General features: G+C 70.9%; 20 protein-coding genes. 5 read left to right on the plus strand and 15 right to left on the minus strand.

The genetic code is table 11. The annotated features are described in order from the left end of the window. Positions 1–314: 314 nt before the first annotated feature. The 3 genes from ACFWXC_RS10990 to ACFWXC_RS11000 all read right to left on the minus strand — a co-directional run bounded on the left by ACFWXC_RS10990 (position 315) and on the right by ACFWXC_RS11000 (position 2606). The gene (locus ACFWXC_RS10990; protein WP_384476453.1) at positions 315–1244 is read right to left on the minus strand and encodes an ADP-ribosylglycohydrolase family protein; all 930 of its coding nucleotides are present in this window, start codon (positions 1242–1244) and stop codon (positions 315–317) included. A gap of 10 nt (positions 1245–1254) precedes the next feature. Further along, positions 1255–1914 (minus strand): histidine phosphatase family protein, encoded by a 660-nt coding sequence (locus tag ACFWXC_RS10995; protein ID WP_384476456.1) that lies wholly within the window; start codon positions 1912–1914, stop codon positions 1255–1257. Between the two features lie 86 nt (positions 1915–2000). Next, on the minus strand, positions 2001–2606 hold the full coding sequence (locus ACFWXC_RS11000; RefSeq protein WP_384476459.1) for a YdbC family protein: 606 nt from the start codon (positions 2604–2606) through the stop codon (positions 2001–2003). Between the two features lie 151 nt (positions 2607–2757). Here ACFWXC_RS11000 and ACFWXC_RS11005 point away from each other — a divergent pair, with 151 nt between their 5' ends. Beyond that, the gene (locus ACFWXC_RS11005; protein WP_384476462.1) at positions 2758–3291 is read left to right on the plus strand and encodes a TerD family protein; all 534 of its coding nucleotides are present in this window, start codon (positions 2758–2760) and stop codon (positions 3289–3291) included. Between the two features lie 75 nt (positions 3292–3366). Here ACFWXC_RS11005 and ACFWXC_RS11010 read toward each other — a convergent pair whose 3' ends face one another. After that, on the minus strand, positions 3367–6261 hold the full coding sequence (locus tag ACFWXC_RS11010; RefSeq protein WP_384476465.1) for a vitamin B12-dependent ribonucleotide reductase: 2895 nt from the start codon (positions 6259–6261) through the stop codon (positions 3367–3369). A 164-nt stretch (positions 6262–6425) separates the two neighbouring features. Next, on the minus strand, positions 6426–6977 hold the full coding sequence (nrdR, locus tag ACFWXC_RS11015) for a transcriptional regulator NrdR (RefSeq protein ID WP_384476468.1): 552 nt from the start codon (positions 6975–6977) through the stop codon (positions 6426–6428). Positions 6978–7480: 503 nt separating this feature from the next. On the opposite strand from nrdR, the gene lexA reads away from it, so the two are divergent. Continuing rightward, complete coding sequence (lexA, locus tag ACFWXC_RS11020; RefSeq protein WP_351728429.1) at positions 7481–8260, plus strand: transcriptional repressor LexA; 780 nt, start codon at positions 7481–7483, stop codon at positions 8258–8260. 150 nt (positions 8261–8410) lie between these two features. Here lexA and ACFWXC_RS11025 read toward each other — a convergent pair whose 3' ends face one another. Both ACFWXC_RS11025 and ACFWXC_RS11030 read right to left on the minus strand, forming a co-directional pair. After that, positions 8411–10387 carry an ATP-dependent DNA helicase gene (locus tag ACFWXC_RS11025; protein ID WP_384476472.1) on the minus strand — a complete coding sequence of 659 codons (1977 nt, stop codon included), beginning with the start codon at positions 10385–10387 and terminating at the stop codon, positions 8411–8413. A gap of 261 nt (positions 10388–10648) precedes the next feature. Then, a complete protein-coding gene (locus ACFWXC_RS11030; protein ID WP_384476683.1) occupies positions 10649–11407 on the minus strand; it encodes a GNAT family N-acetyltransferase in 759 nt (252 codons plus the stop codon). 81 nt (positions 11408–11488) lie between these two features. Here ACFWXC_RS11030 and ACFWXC_RS11035 point away from each other — a divergent pair, with 81 nt between their 5' ends. Continuing rightward, the gene (locus ACFWXC_RS11035; RefSeq protein WP_384476475.1) at positions 11489–11752 is read left to right on the plus strand and encodes an MJ0042-type zinc finger domain-containing protein; all 264 of its coding nucleotides are present in this window, start codon (positions 11489–11491) and stop codon (positions 11750–11752) included. A gap of 227 nt (positions 11753–11979) precedes the next feature. Here the strand turns inward: ACFWXC_RS11035 and ACFWXC_RS11040 are convergent, their stop codons facing one another. Together ACFWXC_RS11040 and ACFWXC_RS11045 are read right to left on the minus strand one after the other, a co-directional pair. Continuing rightward, positions 11980–14121 carry an IucA/IucC family protein gene (locus ACFWXC_RS11040; RefSeq protein ID WP_384476478.1) on the minus strand — a complete coding sequence of 714 codons (2142 nt, stop codon included), beginning with the start codon at positions 14119–14121 and terminating at the stop codon, positions 11980–11982. Positions 14122–14496: 375 nt separating this feature from the next. Beyond that, a complete protein-coding gene (locus ACFWXC_RS11045; RefSeq protein ID WP_384476481.1) occupies positions 14497–16344 on the minus strand; it encodes a diaminobutyrate--2-oxoglutarate transaminase family protein in 1848 nt (615 codons plus the stop codon). Between the two features lie 412 nt (positions 16345–16756). Here ACFWXC_RS11045 and ACFWXC_RS11050 point away from each other — a divergent pair, with 412 nt between their 5' ends. Beyond that, complete coding sequence (locus tag ACFWXC_RS11050) at positions 16757–17974, plus strand: trypsin-like serine peptidase (RefSeq protein ID WP_384476484.1); 1218 nt, start codon at positions 16757–16759, stop codon at positions 17972–17974. Between the two features lie 148 nt (positions 17975–18122). Here ACFWXC_RS11050 and hflX read toward each other — a convergent pair whose 3' ends face one another. The 6 genes from hflX to miaA all read right to left on the minus strand — a co-directional run bounded on the left by hflX (position 18123) and on the right by miaA (position 26320). Continuing rightward, positions 18123–19616, minus strand: a complete 1494-nt coding sequence (gene hflX, locus ACFWXC_RS11055) for a GTPase HflX (RefSeq protein WP_384476487.1) — start codon at positions 19614–19616, stop codon at positions 18123–18125. A gap of 158 nt (positions 19617–19774) precedes the next feature. Beyond that, complete coding sequence (locus tag ACFWXC_RS11060; protein ID WP_384476490.1) at positions 19775–21256, minus strand: M1 family metallopeptidase; 1482 nt, start codon at positions 21254–21256, stop codon at positions 19775–19777. A gap of 102 nt (positions 21257–21358) precedes the next feature. Beyond that, positions 21359–23476: a RelA/SpoT family protein gene (locus ACFWXC_RS11065; RefSeq protein WP_384476493.1), complete on the minus strand. Its 2118-nt coding sequence runs from the start codon at positions 23474–23476 to the stop codon at positions 21359–21361. A gap of 296 nt (positions 23477–23772) precedes the next feature. Beyond that, positions 23773–24636, minus strand: coding sequence for a diaminopimelate epimerase (dapF, locus tag ACFWXC_RS11070; protein ID WP_384476496.1), 864 nt, complete (start codon positions 24634–24636; stop codon positions 23773–23775). A 132-nt stretch (positions 24637–24768) separates the two neighbouring features. After that, positions 24769–25275, minus strand: a complete 507-nt coding sequence (locus tag ACFWXC_RS11075) for a hypothetical protein (protein ID WP_384476685.1) — start codon at positions 25273–25275, stop codon at positions 24769–24771. A gap of 106 nt (positions 25276–25381) precedes the next feature. After that, complete coding sequence (gene miaA / locus ACFWXC_RS11080) at positions 25382–26320, minus strand: tRNA (adenosine(37)-N6)-dimethylallyltransferase MiaA (protein ID WP_384476499.1); 939 nt, start codon at positions 26318–26320, stop codon at positions 25382–25384. Between the two features lie 179 nt (positions 26321–26499). On the opposite strand from miaA, the gene ACFWXC_RS11085 reads away from it, so the two are divergent. Further along, complete coding sequence (locus tag ACFWXC_RS11085) at positions 26500–26850, plus strand: hypothetical protein (protein WP_384476501.1); 351 nt, start codon at positions 26500–26502, stop codon at positions 26848–26850. Positions 26851–26858 lie beyond the last annotated feature (8 nt).

Below are 26858 nucleotides of genomic sequence, written 5' to 3' on the forward strand. Positions count from 1 at the left end.
GTTCCCGTCGGGCACAGAGAGTTTCGATCGCGCCCCGGGGCACCGTGATCCCAGGGCATCGGGTCCGCTGCGGTGCCGGGGTATGCACAGGACCATCGCGCCTCTGAGACAGCCAGGGTGACTGCGACCCACGGCACCTCACAGCGCCACCGCAGCCCCAGGCCCCACAGACCACGCAAGGCCCCACTCGAACGGCCTTCGTGCGCCGGGCGGTCACCCACCGACAGCGGTCACCGTATGTCGGCGGTCACCCACCGACTGCGGTCTGCGTGCGCCGGGGGTCACCCACCGACAGCGGTCCCCGTCTGCGGCGGTCACGCGCCGACAGCGGTCCCCGTCCCCGTCGGCGCCCATTCCGGCAGCGCCTCCGTCCGCTCCGTCCATGCGGCCGGAGGCGCTCCCGCCTTGCCGGCCGCGAGCACGCCGCCGACGATGGCGCAGGTGGTGTCCACATCGCCGCCCACCTGGGCGGTCGTCCAGAACGCCGTCCCGTAGTCACCGAGGGCCCGTGCCGCCGACCAGAGGGCGAAGGGGACGGTGTCATGGGCGCTCGTACGCCGTCCGCAGCCGAGGACGGCCGCCACGGTGCCCGCGTCGGCGTAGTCGAGCATGTCGCGGGCGCGCCGCAGGCCCTGGCCGACGGCGCTCCTGGGGACGAGCGCGACGACCCCGTCGAGGAGCGCCTCGGGGCTCGGCGGGCCGCCGGGCGCCGCCGCCAGTGCCGCTGCCGCGGCGACCGCCATGGCCCCGACCACCGCCTCGCGGTGCTGGTGCGTGGGGTAGGCCGAGATCTCGGCCTGGTGGGTGGCCTGCTCCGGATCGTCCGCGTACCAGGCGCCCAGGGGCGCGATCCGCATCGCCGCTCCGTTGCCCCACGAGCCCCGCCCGTCGAAGAGCGCGGCCGCCAGTTCGCGCCAGTCGCCGCCCTCCCTGACCAGCCGGAGCAGCCGGTTGACTGCGGGGCCGTAGCCCCGGTCGAAGTCGTGGTGCGCGGCGAAGGAACGGGCCAGCGCGTCCTGGTCGATACGGTGGTGGGCGGCGAGGACGGCGACGACGGAACAGGCCATTTCCGTATCGTCGGTCCACTGCCAGGGGGCCGGCGGCAGCTCGCGCCGCTGCAGCAGCGGGTAGTTCGCCGGAACGAAGAACTGTGAGCCCAGCGCGTCGCCGGTCGCGAGTCCGCGCAGACTGGCCAGGGCGCGGTCCAGGCGCCCGGCGTTCGAATTGTCGGAGGAAATGGTCATCTCGGCCAGCCTAGCCGCTCATCCAGTCGGACTCCGGGTCCCGCCAGCGGTCGAAAGGCCGGTCGAGCGTGTACTTGCCGTCGTCCCCGAGAACGAGCATCCGCATCTCCGCGTTCCCGGGGTTGGACAGGGACTCGAAGTCCGCGACCGTCCAGTGGAACCAGCGCATGCAGAACAGCCGCATCGCCAGGCCGTGGGTCACAAGGAGCACGTTGGGCGGATGGTCCGGCGCCTCGAAGCTGCGGAACAGACTCTCCAGGAAGCCGCCGACCCGGTCGTACACGTCGGCGCCGGACTCGCCCTGGGGGAAGCGGAAGAAGAAGTGCCCGTACGCGTCCCGGTACGTCTTCTGCAGTCGTACGTCGTCGCGGTCCTGCCAGTTTCCCCAGTCCTGCTCGCGCAGCCGGGGCTCCTCGCGCACGCGTATGAGATCCGGGTCGAGGTGGAAGGCGCGGAGGGTCTCATGCGTACGGCGGTACGGGGAGACGTACACGCTGACGGGCTCCTGGCCGAAGATCTCCCGGATGCGTTTTCCGGTCTCCTCGGCCTGTCGCCAGCCCCGCTCGGTCAGGGCCAGTGAGTGGTCGGGTTCCCGCTCGTACACGGAGTCGTCGACATTGCCGGTTGACTCGCCGTGCCGGACAAGGACGATGCGCCGTGGTCGTGCCATGCCAAAACCCTAGATCGAGTGATGGAAAGTCGAGCACTCGGATGGGCTTCATACAGCGTAGGTCACACAAATCAGGGCTTGGAGGTTCAAACGATCCAGCTCGGTTCGAGCTCCACGATGTCGCCCGTGAGGGCCGCGATGTCGGCCTCCGTCTGGGCGCGCAGTGCCAGACGTTCCACCCGCTCGGTGCGGTACTTGCCGTGTTCGGCGGCCGCCCGCCACATCGAAAGGATCATGAACTCGTGCGCCGGGGCCTCCGCGAACATGCCGCGGATCATGCCGGGCGAGCCGGCCATCGCCGGGTTCCAGACCTTCTCCTGCATGAGCATGAAGTGCTCGACGCGCTCCTCGTGCACCCGGCAGAGAGCCACCCGGATCAGGTCGGAGTCCGTGAACCGCGGTTCGAAGCCGGTCTTCACATCGAACCGGTACTCGAACAGCTTGACCTGCTGGTCCTTGTACGTGCCGGACTGGGACGCGGCCAGACGGTCGTGCGAGCGCGCCATGAAGGAGTCGTAGAAGGCACGGCTTTCCCAGAAGGCAAAGGTGTGCGCCACTCCGGTTCGTTGCCGACTCCAGCCCCCGCCCTGTCCACGAAATCCCGGCTCCCCCAGAAGCCCCGCCCATTTCCGCTGCCCCCGCTCGAACCCGCGGCGGTCCACCACGGTGCAGCGAATCCACTTGACCAGCACCGCGCCATCGTAAGGCCATGGGACGTGGCGTCGGTCACGCTCCGGCGGAGATCACCCGCGCATGCGCCCCCGCGCGCGTGGCACGATGGACAAAGAGCCTTGGCAGGCCATCAGTTGGGGCAGTGGACCTCTAGGGGGAAGGGGACGCGTGATGAGCGGTTTCAGCAAGGCGATCCGCAAGGTCGAGGTCGCACTGAAGTGGGATCCCAGCCAGGCCGGGCAGCCGCCCACCGATCTCGACATCATTGCCGGTACCTACACGGCAAGCGACCCGTACGGGACCGCGGCTTATCTGGTGCACTTCGACAGCCGCTCGCCCGACGGCACGATCTTTCTCAACCGGGACAGCCAGGACGGCAAGGGCTTCGGCTGGGACGAGGTGATGACGCTCGAACTCGACCGGCTCGACGGCCGGTACACGCGCGTGGTGGTCGGAATCGTCATCCAGCAGCGGTCCACGCACCGGACGTTCGTGAACGTCCTGAACCCGGAGGTGCGCGTCCGGGAGGGCTACAACGTGCTGGCCGAGGACGACTTCGGCTCGGTCCTCGGGGCGACGGCGGCCGCCGTCGCGGAGTTCGGGCGCGAGGAGTCCGGCGACTGGAGCTTCCGTCCCGGCCTGCACGGGTTCGAGGACGACCCCGTGGTCTTCACCCGTGCCATGGGCGGCCTCGGTCGGCCGTGACAGCGAGCAGCCAGGAGCAGCGGTAAGGGGCGTCGGCCATGGCCGACGCCCCTTACTTCACTTCACATCAACTCGTCAGCTGCAGCCGCTGGTCGAGCCGCAACCCTCGCAGATGTAGCAGGAACCGGCCCGCTGCATCTTCGTACCGCAGGAGAAGCAGAGCGGGGCATCGGCCTGGATACCCAGCTGCATCTCCACCAGTTCGGCGCTGGTGTGAGCCTGCTGCAGGGCGGGCTTGGCCGCCACGGCCTCGGCCTTCGGGGCGGCGACGGCCTTCAGCTCCTGGGCGCGCGGCGCGGACTGGGCCAGACCCTCGACGTCGACCTCGTCCTCGGACGGCTCGTACGAACCGGTCTCCAGGTGACGCTGGCGCTCCGGGGCGGAGTGGATGCCGAGCGCGGACCGCGTCTCGAAGGGCAGGAAGTCCAGCGCCAGGCGGCGGAAGATGTAGTCGACGATCGACTGCGCCATCCGCACGTCCGGGTCGTCCGTCATACCGGCCGGCTCGAAGCGCATGTTGGTGAACTTCGAGACGTACGTCTCCAGCGGCACGCCGTACTGGAGGCCGACGGAGACCGCGATGGAGAAGGCGTCCATCATGCCCGCCAGGGTCGAGCCCTGCTTGGACATCTTCAGGAAGACCTCGCCCAGGCCGTCGTCCGGGTAGGAGTTGGCCGTCATGTAGCCCTCGGCGCCACCGACGGTGAAGGACGTGGTGATGCCGGGACGACCCTTCGGGAGGCGCTTGCGGACCGGGCGGTACTCGATGACCTTCTCGACCGTCTCGCGGATGGTCGCCTCGGCCTTCTCGGTGACCTCGGCCTTCTCCTTCTCCTTGGTCTTGGCGGAGAGCGGCTGGCCGACCTTGCAGTTGTCGCGGTAGATCGCGAGCGCCTTGACGCCGAGCTTCCAGGCCTCGAAGTAGATCTCCTCGACCTCCTCGACGGTCGCCGTCTCCGGCATGTTGACCGTCTTGGAGATGGCGCCGGAGATCCAGGGCTGGATCGCGGCCATCATGCGGACGTGACCCATCGGGGAGATGGCACGCTCGCCCATGGCGCAGTCGAAGACCTCGTAGTGCTCCTGCTTGAGGCCGGGGGCGTCGATCACGTTGCCGTTGTCGGCGATGTGGGCGACGATCGCCTCGATCTGCTCCTCCTGGTAGCCCAGGCGGCGCAGGGCCTGCGGGACGGTGCCGTTGACGATCTGCATCGAGCCGCCGCCGACCAGCTTCTTGAACTTCACGAGCGCCAGGTCGGGCTCGACACCGGTGGTGTCGCAGGACATCGCGAGACCGATGGTGCCGGTGGGGGCGAGGACGGACGCCTGGGAATTACGGAAACCGTTCTTCTCACCGATGCGCACCACGTCCTGCCAGGTCTCCGTGGCAGCGGCCCAGACAGGGGTGTCCAGGTCGTCCCCGCGGGGGGCCACGGTGTTGGCGTCGGCGTGCTGCTTCATGACGCGGTTGTGGGCGTCGGCGTTGCGGGCGTAGCCGTCGTACGGGCCGACGACCGCGGCGAGCTCGGCCGAGCGCTTGTACGCCGTGCCCGTCATCAGGGAGGTGATGGCACCGGCGAGCGCGCGGCCGCCGTCGGAGTCGTAGGCGTGACCGGTCGCCATCAGCAGGGCGCCGAGGTTGGCGTAGCCGATGCCGAGCTGGCGGAAGGCGCGGGTGTTCTCGCCGATCTTCTGGGTCGGGAAGTCCGCGAAGCAGATGGAGATGTCCATCGCGGTGATGACCAGCTCGACGACCTTCGCGAAGCGCTCGACCTCGAAGGACTGGCTGCCCTTGCCGTCGTCCTTCAGGAACTTCATCAGGTTCAGCGAGGCGAGGTTGCAGGACGTGTTGTCCAGGTGCATGTACTCGCTGCAGGGGTTCGAGCCGTTGATCCGGCCGGACTCCGGGCAGGTGTGCCAGTGGTTGATCGTGTCGTCGTACTGGATGCCCGGGTCGGCACAGGCCCAGGCGGCCTCGGCCATCTTGCGGAACAGGTCCTTGGCCTGGACCTCCTCGATGACCTCGCCGGTCATCCGGGCACGCAGGCCGAACTGACCGCCCTGCTCGACCGCCTTCATGAACTCGTCGTTCACGCGGACCGAGTTGTTGGCGTTCTGGTACTGGACGGAGGTGATGTCGTCGCCACCCAGGTCCATGTCGAAGCCCGCGTCACGCAGGGCGCGGATCTTCTCCTCTTCCTTGACCTTGGTCTGGATGAAGTCCTCGATGTCGGGGTGATCGACGTCCAGGATGACCATCTTGGCGGCGCGGCGGGTGGCGCCGCCCGACTTGATGGTGCCGGCGGAGGCGTCGGCACCACGCATGAAGGAGACCGGGCCGGAGGCGTTGCCGCCGGAGGAGAGCAGCTCCTTGGAGGAGCGGATCCGGGAGAGGTTCAGGCCGGCGCCGGAACCGCCCTTGAAGATCATGCCCTCTTCCTTGTACCAGTCGAGGATCGACTCCATGGAGTCGTCGACGGACAGGATGAAGCAGGCGGAGACCTGCTGGGGCTGCGGGGTGCCCACGTTGAACCACACGGGGCTGTTGAAGCTGAAGATCTGGTGCAGGAGGGCGTACGCCAGCTCGTGCTCGAAGATCTCGGCGTCGGCGGGCGAGGCGAAGTACTTGTAGTCCTCGCCTGCCTTCCGGTACGTCTTCACGATGCGGTCGATCAGCTGCCTGAGGCCGGTCTCGCGCTGCGGGGTGCCGACGGCACCCCGGAAGTACTTGCTGGTGACGATGTTGACCGCGTTCACCGACCAGAAGTCGGGGAACTCGACGCCACGCTGCTCGAAATTGACCGAGCCGTCGCGCCAGTTGGTCATGACGACGTCACGGCGCTCCCAGCTCACCTCGTCGTACGGGTGTACGCCGGGGGTGGTGTGGATGCGCTCGATACGCAGTCCCTTGGTGGCCTTGGTGCCCTTCGCGCGGGAACTCCGTGCCGGACCGCTCGCCGTCTCTGTCATGCCGCCTCCCTCTACGGGCTAAAACGCCCTGAAATGCCACGATGTTCCCGTGACACGCTGTTCTGTTCTCGTGTCGCGGGCGCCCTCGACTGCCACCCGCAACAAGGTCTGGATCGTCGTCCGACAACCGGATTCGGGCCCTCCGCCCGGTTCCGATCCGCCCGTCAGCCGGCGAGGTGGACGGGCGCGGGCGCCCGAGTGGCCCCGCCCGGTCCGTGATCGTCCTCCTGGCTCCCCGTTCCCGCGTCTTCGTCGTCCGCGACGGGGCCCTGCGCCGCCTGCCTGAGCTCCGCGATCGCGGCCTCGAAGTCCTCGAGCGAGTCGAATGCCCGGTAGACGGAGGCGAATCGCAGGTAGGCGACAAGATCGAGTTCCTGCAACGGGCCGAGTATGGCCAGCCCCACGTCGTGGGTGGTCAGCTCGGCACTTCCGGTGGCCCGCACCGCCTCCTCGACCCGCTGGCCGAGCTGGGCGAGTGCGTCCTCGGTGACAGGCCGCCCCTGGCACGCTTTGCGCACGCCGTTGATGACCTTGGTACGGCTGAATGGCTCGGTGACTCCGGACCGCTTCACCACCATGAGCGAGCACGTCTCCACGGTCGTGAAACGACGGGAGCAGTCAGGGCACTGGCGGCGCCTGCGGATCGACGTGCCGTCGTCGGTCGTACGACTGTCGACCACACGGCTGTCGGGGTGCCTGCAGAAGGGGCAGTACATGATCTCCAACCCTCCTCACAGCAGACTCGATGACCTCGCCGGACCACCTGGGCCCCACGAAGCAGCCCCAAGCATAGGCGATCTCTGAGACACCGGAGACCCGGGGACCACAACTTGTGGGCTGCCGTAGCAATCCAACCACTAGATGTGGTGATTGGCTGATACATCGCCAGGTTGCGCGTGTCGCACACGTACCGCTACGGCGGATACGGAGATACCGTGGGCGCCGCACGGAGGTCACGTGCGACTCCGGCGCAGATGGGGACGGTCGTCCCGGTCGGCGGCGGTCCGGATGGCAGACTGGGCACACCCACAAGGCCATCAGCCCGGCGGTGAAGAGTACAACCATGGGACCTTTTGTCCGCCGGGTACCGCGTGAGCCATACACCCAGACATGTGATCGCGTACGGTGAACCGCGTTTTTTCACTCGAACGTGTGTTTGGCGCAACCTTTCGAAAGCAACTACCGTTGTCCAGCAGGGAGACCATCGAGAGGGGCCGACGTGACCACGACCGCAGACAGTGCCACCATCACCGCCCAGGACCGCTCCCAGGGCCGACTCGACCCGGTGCATGCCATGAACGAAGCCGTGAATCCCGAGGGACACAAGCGCTCCCTGCCGGGCCGACCTCCAGGCATCCGGGCGGACAGCTCGGGGCTCACCGACCGGCAACGCCGGGTGATCGAGGTGATCAGGGACTCGGTGCAGCGGCGGGGCTACCCGCCGTCGATGCGGGAGATCGGCCAGGCCGTCGGCCTGTCCAGCACGTCGTCGGTGGCGCACCAGCTGATGGCACTGGAACGCAAGGGCTTCCTGCGCCGCGACCCACACCGCCCGCGTGCGTACGAGGTGCGCGGCTCCGACCAGGCCGTGACCGTGCAGCCCACGGACACCGCCGGAAAGCCCGCCGCGTCGTATGTCCCGCTGGTCGGCCGGATCGCCGCCGGTGGTCCGATCCTCGCCGAGGAGTCGGTCGAGGACGTCTTTCCTCTCCCCCGGCAGCTGGTCGGTGACGGCGAGCTGTTCGTGCTCAAGGTCGTCGGTGACTCGATGATCGAGGCCGCGATCTGTGACGGTGACTGGGTCACCGTCCGCCGCCAGCCGGTCGCCGAGAACGGCGACATCGTCGCCGCGATGCTCGACGGCGAAGCCACCGTCAAGCGCTTCAAGCGCGAGGACGGCCACGTGTGGCTCCTCCCTCACAACTCGGCCTACGAGCCGATCCCCGGCGACGACGCGACCATCCTGGGCAAGGTCGTCGCGGTACTGCGGCGCGTCTGACGCCTGCGGCGGGCGGTCATCCGCCCGCCCTCCGATCGGGCCCCGGGACCCCTGCGCCGGTTCCGGGGTCCTGCACTGTCCGGACCCCCGGCGACCGCCACTTCGGATCGCGGGTTAGCCTGTCCCGGGCCGGGACAGGCTAACCCGCGATCACTTCGTCTCCGCCTGCCGCGCCACCGCGTCGATGGCGGCCAGCGACTTGCGGACCTGGTTACGGTCCGTGGTGTACCAGAAGTCGGGCAGTGACGACTTCAGATAGCCGCCGTACCGCGCGGTGGCCAACCGCTGATCGAGTACGGCGACCACACCCCGGTCCCCCGAGGCCCGGACCAGCCGGCCCGCGCCCTGGGCCATCAGCAGCGCGGCGTGGGTGGCGGCGACCGCCATGAAGCCATTGCCGCCGGCGTCCTCGACGGCCTTCTGCCGGGCGCTCATCAGCGGATCGTCCGGGCGCGGGAACGGGATCTTGTCCATGACGACCAGCTGGCAGCTGGGGCCAGGGACGTCGACGCCCTGCCACAGCGACAGCGTGCCGAAGAGACAGGTCTGGGGGTCCGCCGCGAAGTTCTTGATCAGCTCGCCGAGGGTCTCCTCGCCCTGGAGGAGTATCGGGAACTCGGGGATCCGGACACGCAGTTCCTCTGCGGCCTGCTGGGCGGCCCGCATCGAGGAGAAGAGACCGAGGGTGCGCCCGCCGGCCGCCTGGATCAGTTCGGTCAGTTCGTCCAGCATGTCGGCGCGGTCGCCGTCCCGCGCGGGGCGCGACAGGTGCTTGGCGACATAGAGGATGCCCTGCTTCGGGTAGTCGAAGGGGGAACCGACGTCGACACCCTTCCACTGCGGGAGGTCATCGCCCTCGATGCCCTCCGGGGCGAGGCCCAGCGAGGCACCCACGCCGTTGAAGTCGCCGCCGAGCTTGAGGGTCGCCGAGGTGAGGGTGACCGAGCGGTCCGCGAAGAGCTTCTCCCGGAGCAGGCCCGACACGGACATCGGGGCGACCCGCACGGAGGCACCGAAGCGGTCGTGGCGTTCGTACCAGACGACGTCCCACTCGGAGCCGTTCACGATCCGCTCCGCCACGTCGTGCACGGTCTCCACCGAGGCCAGCGCCTGTTTGCGGACCGCGTCCTCGTCCTGGACCGACTTGTCACGGGTCGTGCCGATCGCCGAGATCACGGTGCGGGCCGCGTCCCTGAGGGCCGCCAGGGCATAGCCGAGGTCCTCCGGGATCTCCTCCAGACGGCCCGGCAGGGCCAGCTCCATCAGCCGCTCGAAACCCTCCGCGGCGGTCTGGAGCTGGTCGGCGGCCTTCTCGTCGACCAGCTTGGCGGCACGCCGGACCGCGCGGTTGACCTGGCCCGGGGTGAGCTCGCCGGTGGCGACGCCGGTGACCCGCGAGACCAGCTCGTGCGCCTCGTCCACGATCAGCACCTCGTGCTGCGGGAGCACCGGGGCGCCCTCGATGGCGTCGATCGCGAGCAGCGCATGGTTCGTGACGACGACGTCGGCGAGCTTCGCGCGCTCGCGGGCCGTCTCGGCGAAGCACTCGGCGCCGTAGGCGCACTTGGAGGCGCCGAGGCACTCCCGGGAGGAGACCGAGACCTGGGCCCAGGCCTTGTCGGAGACGCCCGGGGTGAGGCCGTCACGGTCACCGGTCTCGGTCTCGTCCGCCCAGTCACGCAGCCGCAGCAGATCCTGGCCGAGCTTGCTGGTCGGCGCCGCCGCCTCGAACTGGTCGAAGAGGCCCTCCTCCTCGTCCTGCGGCACGCCCTCGTGCAGCCGGTGCAGACACAGGTAGTTCGACCTGCCCTTGAGCATCGCGAACTCCGGGCGGCGACGCAGCAGCGGGTGCAGGGCGTCGACGGTGCGCGGCAGATCCCGCTCCACCAGCTGTCTTTGCAGGGCGAGGGTCGCCGTCGCCACGACGACCCGCTCCCCGTGGGCCAGCGCGGGCACCAGATAGCCGAGCGACTTTCCGGTGCCGGTACCGGCCTGGACCAGCAGATGGGATCCGTCGTCGATCGCTTCGGCGACCGATTCGGCCATGGTCACCTGGCCGGGGCGCTCCGTACCGCCGACAGCTGTGACAGCGGCATGCAGGAGTTCAGGGAGTGAGGGCTTCGTCATAGCGCGACCACCCTACGGCCCGCCACTGACAATCGGGCGATCAAGGCGGGGGCGGGGGATGGGATCACGCCGGGTGCTCCTGGACAGGTGGGCTGAGGAGGGGCTGGGGAAGGGGCGCGGAGGAAAGGGCAGGCCCGGGGGTTTGACCGCGTCGTTTTCTCCCGGGCGGCCGGAAACTGGAATCTTCCGAATTCTTCCGAGTGGCCGGGAACTTGATCGGCGGCCGCTTCGTACTACATGTGTACGTGCCATCACTCAGCGCTACATCAGATGACGTAGGGACCGGTCTCGGATCATGAGGGCGGACCGTTTGGCAGGCAGGTCGACCTCGGCGGCGTAGCGGAAGCCCGCGCCGAGGAAGGCGGCCACGGAGGGGGTGTTGCGAAGTTCGGGCTCCGCGACGACGCGCGCGCAGGCTGGGCGGTGATCGAGTACGAGATCGGCCACGGCTCTGAGCAGGGCGGATCCCAGTCCCCGCCCCCGGTTGGCGGCGTCGCCGATCAGGAGGTGGACACCGGTGTCGTGCGGGCGGGCCGGATAGTGGCGGGCGAGCGGGTCCAGGTCGGCCCGGTAGATCTCCCAGTAGCTCATCGGGGTGCCGTCGAGTCTGCCCAGGCAGGGCACGCTGCGGCCGTCTCCGGCGAGTTGGGCGTGCAGGTGCTCCTCCGTCTGCGCCCGTGAGCCGGCCAGCTGCCAGAACGCGGCCACGGCGGGGTCGTTCATCCAGCGGTTGATGATCGGCAGGTCGCGTTCGACATGGACCGGCACGAGGTGGAAGGTGCCGACGGGAGTCTCGGTGGGGCCCCAGGTGGCGAGCTGATCGAGCAGGTCGAGCGGGTCGAGTGGACCGAGCGGGTCGAGTGGGCCGAGCGGGTCGAGTGGGCCGTGGTGGAGCTGGGTTGGTCGGTCGGGAGCGTGCGCAGCCGGTCGGTCAGGAGCGGGTGGAGTCGGTCGGTCAGGAGCGTGTGGAGCCGGTCCGCCGGGAGCGTGTGGAGCCGGTCCGTCAAGATCCTGTGCAATCGGTCCGCCGGGCGCGAGCGGGGACGGTTGTTCGTGACGGAGCGCGGCTGCTCGTTCGTCGTCGAGTGCGGCTGCTCGTTCATGGGCGGGTGCGGCGGCTCGTTCGAGGTCGAGCGCGAGGGCCTGGGCATCGGTGGTCGGAGCGGTGCGGGGGTCGTCCGGTGCGGTCGGTGCGGGCAGTCCTCCACCGCCGCGGACGGGGCCGGGCATCCCGCCGACGTCGGTGTGGGTCGTCCCACCGGGATCGGGGCCGGTCGCCTTCCCGGCGAAGAGGGCGAGGAGTTCGGCGGGCAGGCGGAGATCCAGGGTGTCCTCGCAGTCCCGGGTGTCCTCGGCGGGACCTGAGCGGCCGGGATGGGCGAGGTGGGCGGGGTGGACCGGTACGGGGCCTGCGTCGGCGCTCGCGTCGGTGGGAGGCATGGTGCGCTCCTCTCAGGAGACGAGGTGGGTCATGTTCCTCGGTCGGTGAGGTGAATGGGGGTCGGTGAATGGAGGGCGGTGGAGGTCGGTCGATGAAAGGCGGTGGTTGGAGGGCCGGTGGTGACGTCGGCGTGGTCAGGGCGGTCGGGCGGTCAGGAGTGGAGGGGGTTGGCGATGGTGACGTAGACGGACTGGGTGTCGACCGGGCCGACGAGTTCGTCGAGGCCGTGCAGCCGGGTCAGCAGGTTGGCCTTGCAGCGCAGGACGGGCGAGTCGAGCAGACGGCCGGGCAGGGAGGTGCGCAGCCGGGCCGGTCCGGAGGCCACGTCGGTGAGGAACCGGCGGAAGGCCGCGAGCAGCAGGCGCTCGTCGGCGAGCCGCTGGGAGCCGAACGCGCCGATCAGACCGAGCACGTTGTTGATGCCGAGGTAGTAGGCGAAGCGTTCGTCGGTGACCTCGTCGGAGACGAAGGTGTCGCTGTGCTCACCGATGCCGGGCAGCCGGGCGTCGAGTTCTGCCCGCCGGGACTCGCGGAAGTAGTAGCCCTGGTTGTCGCGGTAGCGCCCGCCGGCGGGCCAGCCGTCGGCGTCCAGCAGGAGCAGGGTGTTCTGCTGGTGTGCCTCCAGGGCGATACCGGCCTCGCCGTCGAGCCAGAGCACCGGGCGGACGACCTGCTCCAGGTAGCGCAGGAACCACTCGGCGCTGACGGCGCCGACGGGGCGGCCGGTGCGTTCGGCGAGCCGGGCGACCACCCGGGCCAGCCGGGACCGGTACGGCCGGGGACTGCCGTTGGCCACCGGGGCGTCGAGTGGGCGGGGTGCGACCAGCCCGGCGAGGCAGGAGACGTCGGCGGCGGGGGTGAACGGGTTGTGCCGGATCACCACGTCGAGTCCGGGCACGGGCCGGCCGTCCTGGCCGTCCACGCCCAGCCAGGCGGGGTCGCGCACGATGTCGAAGCCGGGGTGGGCGGCCTGCCACTGCTTGGCGAGGCCGGTGCGCAGCAGGCGGTGCATCTCGACGCCTCGGTGGAGTTCCTTGCGGAGGTTCTCCCGGCGGGAGTTGGTGATGCGCAGGCCCAGCGACAGCTTGAGCATGGCGGAGGCGCCGGTGCGGTGAACAGTTCGTACGGAGGAGGTGGGATACCAGGGGGCGCCGAGGGGGCCCAGGTCGCGCAGGAGTCCGGCGTCGAGAAGGGCGGCGGTCGTCTCGCGGTGGCGGACCTCGCGGGCCTGCCAGGGGTGCAGGGGCAGGGCGGCGCCGTAGCCGTCGGGCAGGGGCAGGGGCGTCCCGGCGAGGCTTTCCATGAGGTGCGGCGCGGGGACGGGGCGGCCACGCTCGGTCCAGGCCGAGTCGGTGGCGAGAAGGGAGGAGGCGACCGCCATCCAGTGCAGGGGGAAGGAGCCGCGCAACTCCGGTGAGTAGAGCCGGGCTTCGGAGTCGGTCAGGCCCTCGCGGCTCTTCGGGGTCGGGTGCAGTGGATGCCCGAGCAGGAGAGCCTGCTCGGCGGCGAGAAAACAGTCGGGGCCGTCGGCGGGGTGGGCACGCCGGTCCGTGATGAAGGTGACCGTGCGGCGCAGGGAGTCGGCGACCCGGGCCACGAGGTCACCGGCGTCGGGAACGGCCTGAATGCGGGAAGTGCCTTCGGCGAGGCGGGGGTGGCCTTCGGCGCGGACTGAACCGTGGCCGGGGTGGGCGGGACCGCCGTTGGCCTGGACGGGACCGCCGTTGGCCTGGTCGAGACCGCCGTTGGCCTGGTCGGGACCGTCGTTGGTTTGCGGGGCGGTGCCCTCGGCCGGACCTACGCTGCCGTCGGCTCGGCCTTCGTTCCCCTCTACGTGACCGAGGCCGCTATGGGCTCGGCCCACCGTGCCTCCTGCGGCTTCGGCCGTCTCGCGGGTGAGCAGGGCCGCGAGGGTGAGCGCGTCGACGGGTGGGGCGGTGTCGGGGGCGCTCGCCAGGCGGGGTGGGCCGAAGCGGTGCCAGCCGGTCGGGGACCAGTGGCGGACCGGGGTGATCAGGGCCGTACCGCTGGCGGGCAGCGGGATACGAAGGGTGCCGGTGCCGGGCGCGGGGAGATCCGTCTCGCGCACCCAGCAGCGGAGCAGGTTCTCCACGGCGGCGGCCTGGGCGGCGGTCTGCGGGTCGGGGTGTTCCAGAAGGTCCCCGGTGTCCTCGCGCGGCCGCTCGGGCTGGAAAGCGCGGCCGCGTTGCTGGGGAACGGACTCGGCGAGCGGAACGGGGCGTCCCTGTGGGCCTTGGTCTCCGTGGTCGTCGGGGGCGGGGGTGGCGTTCAAGGGGGTTCCTCGGGGGCTCGGGCGGTGCGGGGTGGCCGTGGGCGTTGGCCGTCGTATGCGGCGAACTCGGCTGATCAGGAGGTGAATTGAGTGCTGACTGTCCTTACGGGAGAGGTGTGGACGATGCGGGGTCTCCTGCACGGGCCTTTCGGGCCGGCCGGTCCGCTCCGTGCGCACCGGCCGACTGGCTCGGTTCGGCGGCAGGCTGCCGGACTGCTCACGGCGGCTCGGCGGCTCCGGGCGGCCGACCTGCTGACCGCGGTCCGGCGAGTGGGCGCCTGCCGGATGGTCCGGCGGGTCGGCTCCCTCCGGGCGGTCCCTTCGGCCGGTTCGCCGCGGGCGTGGTGGCCGGTCGGCTCGTTCCGGGTGAGTGGGCTAGCCGGCCGGCTCCTTGCGGCCGTCGGGTCGGCGAGGCTGCCGGACGCCGTGGGCGGCCGGGTCGCGGGCCACCGCCGCCACTGCGTCGGCGAGGCGGTCCAGGACGGCGGTCGCCTGTTCGTCGGTGATGGTCAGCGGCGGCAGGAGTCGTACGACACCGGCATGGCGGCCGCCGAGCTCGACGATCAGGCCCCGTTCCAGGCAAGCGCGCTGCACGGCGGAGGCCAGTTCGGGAGCGGCGGGGTGCGGCCGGGGCCGACCCGCACCGCCCCATCCGCTCACCGCGCCGCCACCCTGGTCGCCCCCGCTCACCGCGCCGCCACCCTGGTCGCCCCCGCTCACCGCGCCGCCACCCTGGTCGCCCCCGCTCACCGCGCCGCCACCCCGGTCGCCCCCGCTCACCCCACCGCCGCCCCAGTGGCCCCCACGCACCACGCCGCCGTTCCGGCCATCCCCGTCCACAGCATCGCCGTCCCAGCCACCCGTACCGATGCCCCCGCCGCCCAAGCCACCCCCACCGACGGCACCGCCGCCCAAGGCGCCGCCACGCATCTCCACCGCCCTACCGGAGCCCCTGACCTCGCCATCGCCCTCCCCCGCGGCCCGCACGTACCCCTCTCCCGCAGCCCCCGCGGCCCGCACGCACCCCTCCTCCGCACCCTCCACGCGCCTTTCCCCGGCAGCGCCCGCACACCCCTCCCCCTCCGGGTCCACCAGCTCCACCCCGATCATCAGCCCCCGCCCCCGCACATCGCCCACGCACGCGAACTCCTCCTGGAGGACGCGCAGTTGGGAGAGCATTCGGGAGCCGAGGAGGCCCGCGCGTTCGGCGAGGCCGTTCTCGCGGACGTGGGCGAGGGTGGCCGTGCCCGCGGCCATGGCGAGTTGGTTGCCGCGGAAGGTGCCGGCGTGGGCGCCGGGTTCCCAGACGTCGAGGTCGTCGCGGTAGACGACGACGGCGAGGGGGAGGCTGCCACCGATGGCCTTGGAGAGGACCATCACGTCGGGGGTGACACCGCTGTGCTCGACGGCCCAGAAGGCGCCGGTCCTGCCCACCCCGGTCTGGATCTCGTCCGCGATGAGGGGGATGGAGCGGTCGGCGGTGAGCCGGCGCATCCGGCGGAGCCAGTCGTCCGGTGCCGGGATCACGCCGCCCTCGCCCTGGACGGGTTCGAGGATCATCCCGGCGGGCAGCGGGACGCCGGACTTGGGGTCGTCGAGGACGGACTCGGTCCAGCGGGCGGCGAGTTCGGCGCCACCCGGGCCGCCGACGCCGAACGGGCAGCGGTAGTCCTGGGGGTAGGGCAGCCGGGCCACGCGGACGTCGCCGGCTCCGCCGGAGGCGGCCAGCGCGCCGGTGGTCATGCCGTGGTACGCACCGGTGAAGGCGAGGATGCCGGTCCGGCCGGTCGCGGCCCGGACGAGTTTGAAGGCGGCCTCCACGGCGTCCGTGCCGGCGGGTCCGCAGAACTGGACGCGGGCGCGGTCCGCGAGGCCGGGCGGCAGGGTGCGGAACAGTTCGGTGATGAAGGCGTCCTTGACGGGGGTCGCCAGGTCGAGGACGGCGAGCGGGGCGCCGGAGTCGAGGACCTTGCGGATCGCCTCCAGCACCACCGGGTGGTTGTGGCCGAGCGCGAGGGTACCGGCGCCGGAGAGGCAGTCCAGGTAACGGCGGCCGTCGGCGCCCTCGATGGTCAGGCCGCGGGCCCGCACCGGCACGATGGGGAGGGCGCGCGCATAGGTCCGCGCCCGCGACTCGCGCGCCGACTGGCGTCTAAGGATCCCCTCGTGCGCCGTATGCGCTCCCCCGAACGTCCCCCCGGTCACCGACTCCGTCACGGCCACGGTTCGCTGTCCTCCCCGCTGTTCAGAGGCGAGTTGATCGGCGGGCACCGGGCACAGGCAGCCGGAACCCCACCGCTACCAACCCCGGACCGTCCAGCGGGTTACGGGTTGCCTCAAGATCCTTGCCGCGCCCTTGACCGGCTCCTCACCTGCCCGCCGCCACCGTTCGGCCTGCCGGACAAGGGCCCACCACTCGGCACACTCCCCGATCCACCCGGAGTACGAGCCGCGGCTCCCGCGCTGGTGAGGGCTCCGTGCCGACGGAGGACGGTTGTGGCCGGAGGTGCAGGTGAGCGAGGTTGTCCGGGCGGAGGGGCCGTAGCGAAACCGTTGCCCTTCCATGGGAAGCCCCGCACAGCGAGCGCATAGTGTGTGGCGCTGAAGTTCCTTACCGACAGGGGGAGTCACCACCATGCGATCCATCCGGCCGTCGTTCACCCTTCGAAGGGGCGCGCCCCGGGCGCTGGCGGCCGTCGCCCTCGCCTCGGCGCTGGCACTGACCGCCACCGCCTGCGGCAGCTCCGGCGACGACAACGCGGGCGGCCCGGCCTCCGCGTCCGCCACGGCCGACACCGGCGACGGCAAGATCAAGATCCCGGACGACATCAAGGACAAGCTCAAAGAGCACGGGATCGACATCGACAAGTGGAAGAACGGCGCCTGGAAGAACTGGGACAAGGACGACTGGCTGCGCGAGGCCAACGACTTCATCAACCCCATCATCAAGGGCCTGTGGGACCCGGACCGGATGCGGGACGCCAACGACCCGGACAAGGACAAGGGCGTCGACGACAACGACCTCTCCGGTGACCAGGGGGTGACCGACCCGACGCCGGACCCGGTCGAGGCGAAGGCCGTGCAGCCGACCTACCACGCCAACGCTGCCACCGCCGGGAAGGTGTTCTTCGACTCCCCCGAGGGCACGATGGTCTGCTCGGCGACGGTCGTCGAGGACCCCGCGCACCCGGGCAAGTCCAACCTGGTGTGGACGGCGGGCCATTGTGTGCACGCCGGCAAGAACGGCGGCTGGTACCGCAACATCGCGTTCGTGCCGTCGTACAACGACCAGGGGCTGACGGGCACGGCGCTCACGCAGGCGACGCGCTCCCGGATCGCGCCGTACGGCGTCTGGTGGGGTGACGGGGCGCAGACCTCGCAGCAGTGGATCAACCAGGGCGGGGAGACGGGCGGCGACGGCGCGTCGTACGACTACGCCGTGATCCATGTGACACCGGAGCAGGGCAGTGGCGGCAAGTCCCTCGAGGAGACGGTCGGTTCGGCGCTTCCGGTGAACTTCGACGGCCCGGCCGTTCCGAAGGTGTCGAGCATCACGGCCACCGGGTATCCGGCGGCGAAGCCGTACGACGGGTCGCTGCTGTACCAGTGCGCGGACAAGCCGGGGCGGTTGTCCGTCGACGCGTCGGCGCCGACGATGTACCGGATCGGCTGCACGATGACCGGCGGTGCGTCCGGTGGCGGCTGGGTGGAGACGGGTGCCGACGGCAAGGCGGCGCTGGTGTCCAACACGTCGATCGGACCGGTGAGTTCGGGGTGGCTGGCGGGGCCGCGGTTCGGTGATGTGGCCAAGGGTGTGTACGAGGGGGTCAGCAAGGAGTTCGCCGATCAGTGAAGGCATTGATGGTCGCCTTCGAGCCGTAGAGGGACGGTGTGTCGGCGGCTGACTCGCCGTTGTAGTTGCTCGCGCGGTTTCCCGCGCCGCTGAAGGCATGAAGGGCCGGCCCCCCTTGAAAGGGGGCCGGCCCTTCACTCAGCAGTCGTTACGCAGCAGAAGCCGGAACGTACGGCGCGAGCTCGGCCGCCAGTTCCTCGTGGACCCGGACCTTGAGCAGGGTGCCCTCGGGGGTGTGCTCCTCCGAGAGGACCTCGCCCTCGTTGTGGGCGCGGGCGACCAGCTTGCCGTGGGTGTACGGGACCAGGGCCTCGATCTCGACCGACGGGCGGGGCAGCTCGTTGTCGATCAGGGCGAGGAGTTCCTGGATGCCCTGGCCGGTGCGGGCCGAGACCGCGAGGGAGCGCTTCTCGTTCCGCAGCAGCCGCTGGAGGACCAGTGGGTCGGCCGCGTCCGCCTTGTTGATCACCACGATCTCGGGTACGTCGGTGGCACCGACGTCCCTGATCACCTCGCGCACGGCGGCCAGCTGCTCCTCCGGGACCGGGTGCGAGCCGTCGACCACGTGCACGATCAGGTCGGCGTCGCCGACCTCCTCCATGGTGGAACGGAACGCCTCGACCAGGTGGTGGGGCAGGTGGCGCACGAAGCCGACGGTGTCGGCCAGCGTGTAGAGGCGGCCGCTCGGGGTCTCCGCGCGGCGGACCGTCGGGTCCAGGGTCGCGAACAGGGCGTTCTCGACCAGGACACCGGCGCCGGTGAGGCGGTTGAGCAGGGAGGACTTGCCGGCGTTGGTGTAGCCCGCGATGGCGACGGACGGCACCTTGTGGCGCTTGCGCTCCTGGCGCTTGATGTCGCGCCCGGTCTTCATCTCCGCGATCTCCCGGCGCATCTTCGCCATCTTCTCGCGGATCCGCCGCCGGTCCGTCTCGATCTTGGTCTCACCGGGACCACGGGTGGCGAGGCCGCCGCCCGAGCCGCCGCCCATCTGCCGGGACAGCGACTGACCCCAGCCGCGCAGGCGCGGCAGCATGTACTGCATCTGTGCGAGCGCGACCTGCGCCTTGCCCTCTCGGGACTTGGCGTGCTGGGCGAAGATGTCCAGGATCAGGGCGGTCCGGTCGATGACCTTGACCTTGACGACGTCCTCCAGCTGGATCAGCTGGCCCGGGCTCAGCTCACCGTCGCAGATGACGGTGTCCGCGCCCGTTTCGACGACGATGTCGCGCAGCTCCAGGGCCTTGCCGGAGCCGATGTAGGTGGCCGCGTCGGGCTTGTCGCGGCGCTGGATGACACCGTCGAGCACCAGCGCGCCCGCCGTCTCGGCGAGGGCGGCCAGCTCCGCGAGGGAGTTGTCCGCGTCCTGCACGGTGCCCGTGGTCCACACCCCGACCAGCACGACCCGCTCCAGACGGAGCTGTCGGTACTCGACCTCGGTGACGTCCTCGAGTTCGGTGGAGAGGCCCACCACACGGCGCAGGGCCGCGCGCTCGGAGCGGTCGAACTGGTCGCCGTCCCGCTCTCCGTCGATCTCGTGGCTCCAGGCGACGTCCTCTTCCATCAGGGCATCGGCCCGAAGACCTTCGGGGTAGTCCTGCGCGAGGCGCCTGCTGTCCTGGGAAGGGGAAGAAGAGGAGGTCATTGGGTCCTTACGTCGATGGGGATGCCGAAATCGGCGTTCACTTGCTCAACGTACGAGTACCCCGGGAGATTCCCCGCGACCCGTACCGTGCCGACCTCATGATGGTCGCACGGTACGTCCCGTCACGGCACCGTGTTATTCCGGAGGCCGCGCCGCCGTCACCTCTTGGTGTGCTTGGCCGGGGCCGGGGTCTGCTTCCAGTCCGGGTGGCCGGGCATGGGCGGGGTCTTCTCGCCGTACAGCCAGGCGTCGAAGAAGGCGGTGAGGTCGCGGTTCGCGACCGCGGAGGCCAGCTTCACGAAGTCGGCGGTGGTGGCGGTGGCGTCCTTGTGGCGCTGCACCCAGATCCGCTCCAGGCGCTCGAAGGCGGGCTTGCCGATCTCCTGACGCAGGGCGTAGAGGGCGAGGGCGGCGCCGTCGTAGATGTTGGGGCGGAAGATGCTGATCTTCTGGCCGGGGTCGGGCGCCTTGGGCAGGGCGGGCGGTCCGCCGGCGGCGCGCCAGCGGTCGGAGGCGCCGTAGGCGGCCTTCATCCGGTCGATCATGGGCCGGTTGCCCTTCTCCTCCGCGTACAGCGCCTCGTACCAGGTGGCGTGGCCCTCGTTCAGCCATACGTCCGACCAGACGCGCGGGCTGACGCTGTCGCCGAACCACTGGTGGGACAGCTCGTGCACCATGATCGACTCGATGTACCACTTGGGGTACGCGGCCTCGGTGAACAGGTTCTTCTCGAAGAGGGAGAGGGTCTGGGTCTCCAGCTCGAAGCCGGTGGAGGCCTGTGCCATGAGCACGCCGTAGGTCTCGAAGGGGTAGGTCCCGACCTTGCCCTCCAGCCAGGCGATCTGGTCCGGGGTCTTGGCCAGCCAGGGTTCGAGGGTCTTGGCGTCGGCGCTCGGGACGACGTCCCGGACGGGCAGGCCGTGCGGGCCGGTGCGGTGCAGTACGGCGGAGCGGCCGATGGAGACCTGGGCCAGTTCGGTGGCCATGGGGTGCTGGGTGCGGTAGGTCCAGGTGGTCTGCCGGCCGATCCGGGCGGACTCGGTGGGGAGGCCGTTGGCGACGACGGTGTAGCCGTTCGGGGCGGTGATGTGGAAGGTGAACATCGCCTTGTCGGACGGGTGGTCGTTGCACGGGAAGACCAGGTGGGCGGCGTCGGCCTGGTTGGCCATGGCGAGCCCGTCGGTGGTGCGCACCCAGCCGCCGTCCTGGCCCTTGGCGGCCACCGGGTCGCTGGTGTGCTTGACGGTGATCCGCGTCCAGCTGCCCTGCCGCAGCGGCTGGTCCGGGGTGACGACCAGGTCGTCGCCTGCGCTGTCGAAGACGGCGGCCCGGCCGTCGACCTCGACGGACTCGACCTTGCCGTGCGCGAAGTCCAGGTTGACCCGGTCCAGGTCGGTGGTGGCCCAGGCGTCGATGGTGGTGACGGCCTGGAGCGGCTTGTCGTTGCTGCCGGGATAGGTGAAGGAGAGGTCGTACGACGCCACGTCGTACCCCGGGTTGCCGAGGTTCGGGAAGAGCCGGTCGCCGATGCCCAGCGACGTCGGCGGGGCGCTCGCGCCGAGCAGGGCGACGGAGACGGCGGAGGCGAGCAGGGCGGTGTGCCGGCGCCGGGGCCGACCGGCGCGGAGGGTGAGCGACATGAACCACCGCTACCAGCGCGCTCCCGGCTGCCGGCGACGACGCGCGCCCGATCCACTCGAACGAGTAACTCAGACGCGCCTGTCGTCGGCTCGGACGGCCGCCTACTGGTGTTGGGCTCGGTCCACGTCGTACACCCCGGCCACGTTGCGCATCGCGCGCATCAGGGCGGGCAGGTGGGCCGCGTCGGGGAGCTCGACGGTGTAGGTGTGGCGGACGCGCTGCTGGCTGGGTGGTTCCACGGTGGCCGAGACGATCTCGGCGCCCTCCTGGGCCATCGCCTCGGTGAGGTCGGCGAGCAGATGGGGGCGGCCGAACGATTCGGCGACCAGGGTGACCCGGCAGGCGGTGCTGTCGCCCCAGCTCACGGCGGTCTCGGGGCGCCCGGTGCCCTTCATGTGCGCCACCGATGCGCAGGCCACGCGGTGCACGGTGACCACTCCCCCGCGCACGGCGAAGCCGGTGACCTCGTCGGGCGGTACGGGGGTGCAGCAGCCGGCCAGCCGTACGGTCGCGTCGGGCCGGTCGACGACCATGGCGCTGGCGGTGCGGGGCGTGGGTGCCTGGGCCTCCGGGACGGGGCGCGTGGGTACGGCCACGGGGGCGTGGGGCTCTTCGGTACTGTCCGGATGGGTGGCGAGCCAGCGCTGGATGGCGATGCGCGCGGCGGGCGTGTGGGCGTGCTCCAGCCACTCCCGGGAGGGTTCGGAGGCCGGGTCCTGGCCCATCAGCAGCTGGACGGTGTCGCCGTCCTTGAGGACCGTGCTGAGGGTGGCGAGGCGGCCGTTGACCCGGGCGCCGATGCAGGCGTGCGCGTCCTCGCCGTACTGGGCGTAGGCGGCGTCGACGCAGGTGGCCCCCTCGGGAAGGCCGAGGGTGCCGCCGTCGGGGCGGAAGACGGTGATCTCGCGGTCCTGGGCGAGGTCCTCCCGGAGGGTGGACCAGAAGGTGTCGGTGTCGGGCGCGGCCTTCTGCCAGTCGAGGAGGCGGGAGAGCCAGCCGGGGCGGGTCGGGTCGGCCCGCTCGCCGTCGGCCGGGGCCTCGGCGCCGGGCGCGTCGGCGGCCGGGGCGTAGGGGTTGCCGAGGGCGACGACACCGGCCTCGGCGACCTTGTGCATCTGGTGGGTGCGGATGAGGACTTCGGCGACCTGCCCGTCGGTGCGGGCCACCGCCGTGTGGAGCGACTGGTACAGGTTGAACTTCGGTACGGCGATGAAGTCCTTGAACTCCGACACCACCGGGGTCAGACAGGTGTGCAGTTCGCCGAGCACGGCGTAACAGTCCGCGTCCTCGTTGACCAGCACAAGGAGCCGGCCGAAGTCGGCACCGCGCAGCTCGCCGCGTTTGCGGCTGACGCGGTGGAGGGAGACGAAGTGCCGTGGCCGGATGAGGACCTCGGCGGGGATGTCGGCCTCGCGCAGCACCCCGCGCACCTCGTCGGAGATCTCGGCGAGGGGGTCGTCCGTGCGGGCCGCGTTCTCGGCGATCAACTCACGTGTGTGCGCGTACTCCTCGGGGTGCAGGATGGCGAAGACCAGGTCCTCCAGCTCGGTCTTCAGGGCCTGCACGCCGAGCCGTTCGGCGAGCGGGATGAGGACGTCACGGGTGACCTTGGCGATGCGCTCCTGCTTCTCGGGGCGCATCACGCCGAGGGTGCGCATGTTGTGCAGACGGTCGGCGAGCTTGATCGACATCACGCGGACGTCGCTGCCGGTGGCGACGAGCATCTTGCGGAACGTCTCGGGTTCGGCGGCGGCCCCGTAGTCGACCTTCTCGAGTTTCGTCACCCCGTCGACCAGGTAGCGGACCTCCTCGCCGAACTGTTCCCGCACCTGGTCGAGGGTCACATCGGTGTCCTCGACGGTGTCGTGGAGCAGAGAGGCCGTCAGGGTCGTGGTCTCGGCGCCGAGTTCGGCGAGGATCAGGGTGACCGCGAGGGGGTGGGTGATGTACGGCTCGCCGCTCTTGCGCATCTGGCCGCGGTGCGAGGACTCGGCCAGGACGTAGGCGCGGCGCAGGGGTTCGAGGTCGGCGTCGGGGTAGTGGGCACGGTGCGCCTCGGCGACATGGCCGATGGCGTCGGGCAGCTTGCCGCGCGCCGCGTTGCCGAGGAGCGCGGCCCGGCCGAGCCGGCGCAGGTCGATCCGGGGGCGGGCCTTCCTGCGGGCCGCTGTGGGCACTACAGGTCCGGGCGTCGCAGGGTTCGTGGCCTCCGCACTCATGGGCACCTCCGGCTCGTGGACCGGCGGACGGGATCCCTGGGCATGCAACGGCTCAGGGATTGGTGACATTCCCCCGTCCGTGCCGGTGCTTGATGCTACCGAGCCCAACACGCCCGACTGACCGCCTCCCGCCCAGCGTGAAACGGATCACCCATTCGAGCGACGACTTGGAGGTTTACGGTTTTGCGCCACCTGTTCGGGGGGTGGCCGACGTTTCTCGCCACCAGGGACAACGCGGGCCGTGGATCCGGATGTTGTACGAGGCCCCCGACCACGGTTCACGACGTCCGGCCGGTTCAACGAGTGACGTTTTCCAGCCAATCGGCGTCGATCTCGCCCTCGGCCACGATCACGGCGGGACCCGTCATCTCGATCTCGCCGTCGGGTCGTTCGGTGATGACGAGGCGTCCGCCGGGCACGTCCACGGTGTACGTCGCCGGGGTTCCGGTGACCGCGGGGTCGGCGCCGTCGCGGCGGGCGGTGGCCACGGCGACCGCGCAGGCGCCGGTGCCGCAGGAGCGGGTCTCGCCGGAGCCGCGCTCGTGCACGCGCATCGCGACGTGGCCGGGGCCGCGGTCGACGACGAACTCGACGTTGACCCCTTCGGGGTAGGCCGACGGAGGGCTGAAGGGGGGCGGGCTGTAGAGGTCGCCGGCGTGCGCGAGGTCCTCGACGAAGGCGACGGCGTGCGGGTTGCCCATGTTCACGTTCCGGGCGGGCCAGGTGCGGTCGCCGACGCTCACCGTGACGTCGCTCTCGGGGAGGCGGGCGCGGCCCATGCCGACGGTGATGTCGCCGTCCTTGGCGATGTGGACGGTCTTCACGCCGCCGCGGGTGGCCACGGCGAGGTCGCCCTCCGTGACGTGACCGGCACGCTGGAGGTAGCGGGCGAAGACGCGGACGCCGTTGCCGCACATCTCGGCGATCGAGCCGTCGCCGTTGCGGTAGTCCATGAACCACTCCGCGTCGGCGGCCATCCCCTTGGCCTCGGGGTGCGCGGCGGACCGGACGACGTGCAGCACGCCGTCCGCGCCGAGGCCGCCGCGGCGGTCGCAGAGGACGGCTACGGCGGCCGGGGTGAGGTCCAGGGCGTTGTCCGGGTCCGGGACGATCACGAAGTCGTTCTCGGTGCCGTGGCCCTTGAGGAAGGGGATGGTCATTCTTCGAGGGTACGGGAGGGGTGCGCGGTGCTCTGGCTGCGGGCCGGTGGGGGCTGGTGGCGCCCACGCGACGGAGCCGCATACCCCATGCAGCCCCGCTCCCCTACGGGGCGCCGCGGTCCAGGGCGTTTTTCAGCGCAGTCGCGCCACTCGCCAGACAGCCAGGACGACCACGATCGCCACCAGGACCACGTATCCGATCACCACGCGCCAGTCGGGCCTGCGGCCCGAGCCCTTCGCGGGGAAGCCCGGCAGGGTGTAGCCCACCCGGCGGGCCGCCGTCAGGCCCCAGCCCGCCGCGCAGGAGCAGATCAGCAGGCCCAGCATCGCGATCACCGCGCCGCTGTCGCCGAAGTCGAAGGCCAGGGGGAAGGCGAACATCAGGGAGCCCACCGCGGCCAGGCCCACGATCGGGGCCAGCTGCCACAGGCGCAGCCGGCGCTGCGGGCGGAGTTCGACCTCGACCTCGGGGCCGCTGGTGAACATCTCCTCCGGCTCGGGGCCGTCGGCGGTCACCCCGCCGCCCACCGTGTCGTCCGGACCGTCCGGCGTCAGTCGGATCTCGCCCTCGTCCGGATCACCCGGTTCCACGGCGACGTGCTCGGTGTTTCGTGCGGTGTCGCGAGGGCCGGCCTCCATCGCCACGCGCCCTCCCAACTAGGACTCCACTTGCGATCGAAGCTCGATGATGGCACGGCGCCGGAGGCCCCGATGACCGGTGGCGCATCCCGATGCCATGACGTGATCAGGCTGTGACCGGTCGTTCGAGCAACGCCAGGGCCAGCCGCGGAAGTTCCTCGCGGTCCGCCGCGGCCCCACTCAACCAGTGCACCCGGGGGTCGCGCCTGAACCATGAATCCTGACGGCGCGCGAAGCGCTTGGTGGCACGAATGGTCTCGGCCCGTGCTTCCGCTTCCGTGCACTCCCCGGCGAGCGCCGTGAGGACCTGCTGGTAGCCGAGCGCACGCGATGCCGTGCGGCCCTCGCGCAGCCCCTGCACCTCCAGTGCGCGTACCTCGTCCACGAGCCCGGCCTCCCACATCCGGTCGACGCGCAGCGCGATGCGCTCGTCGAGCTCGGGGCGGGCCACGTCGACGCCGATCTGGACGGTGTCGTAGACCGAGTCATGGCCCGGGAGGTTGGCGGTGAAGGGCCGGCCGGTGATCTCGATCACCTCCAGGGCCCGGACGATTCGGCGCCCGTTGCTGGGCAGGATGGCGCGGCCGGCCTCGGGGTCGGCGGCGCACAGCCGGGCGTGCAGGGCGCCGGAGCCGCGCAGCGCGAGTTCCTCCTCCAGGCGGCCCCTGACCTCGGGGTCGGTGCCCGGGAACTCCAGGTTGTCGACGGCGCCGCGGATGTAGAGCCCGGAGCCGCCGACCAGGACCGGCCAGCGGCCCTCGGCGAGCAGGGCGTCGATACGGGCGCGGGCGAGGCGCTGGTACTCGGCGACGGAGGCCGTGACGGTCACGTCCCAGATGTCGAGCAGGTGGTGCGGCACGTCGGCGCGCTCCTCGGGCGTCAGCTTGGCGGTGCCGATGTCCATCCCCTGGTACAGCTGCATGGAGTCGGCGTTGACGACCTCGCCGCCGAGCCGTTGGGCCAGGAAGACGCCGAGGTCGGACTTTCCGGCCGCGGTGGGGCCGACGACGGCGATGACACGGGGTGTGGGGGGTGCGCTGCTCACCGCACCAGTCTCGCAAACCTCGGCGGCGGGTCTCGAACGAGTTACGTGACAGTCCGTGTCCGGCTTCGTTGCCCGTTGGGAGGTTCCCGCCGCCGGCGAGAGGCGGTGACCGGGGTGACGCAAACGGACGCACCGGGTCACGCGGGATTTCGCTCACACGAGTAACGTATGGAGTGGATATGGGTTTTTTTGCACGATTCCTCGGAAAGAAGCCGAAGGCCACGGAGGAGCCGGACACCGAGGCGCCGGCCGGTACCGAGCCGGACGGGTCCGCGGCGGAGGACACGGTGAAGAACGCCGTGGAGAGCGCTGCGGAGAACGAGGCGGAGGAGACGGCGGAGAACGCGGCGGAGGAGACGGCCGGGGCGACGGCGGCGAAGGAGCCGGGCGAGGACGACGGCGGGAGCGCGCAGGCGCGGACGGAACCCGAGCCCGTCGCGGTGGCCGGCGCCGAGAGCACCGAGATCCCCCAGCAGCAGTCCGCCAAGGAGGCCGCCGACAACGAGGTCGGCGAAGGCGCCCGCACATAGCGGCCCGC

It is taken from the genome of Streptomyces sp. NPDC058683 (assembly GCF_042716195.1).
Lineage (GTDB): Bacteria > Actinomycetota > Actinomycetes > Streptomycetales > Streptomycetaceae > Streptomyces.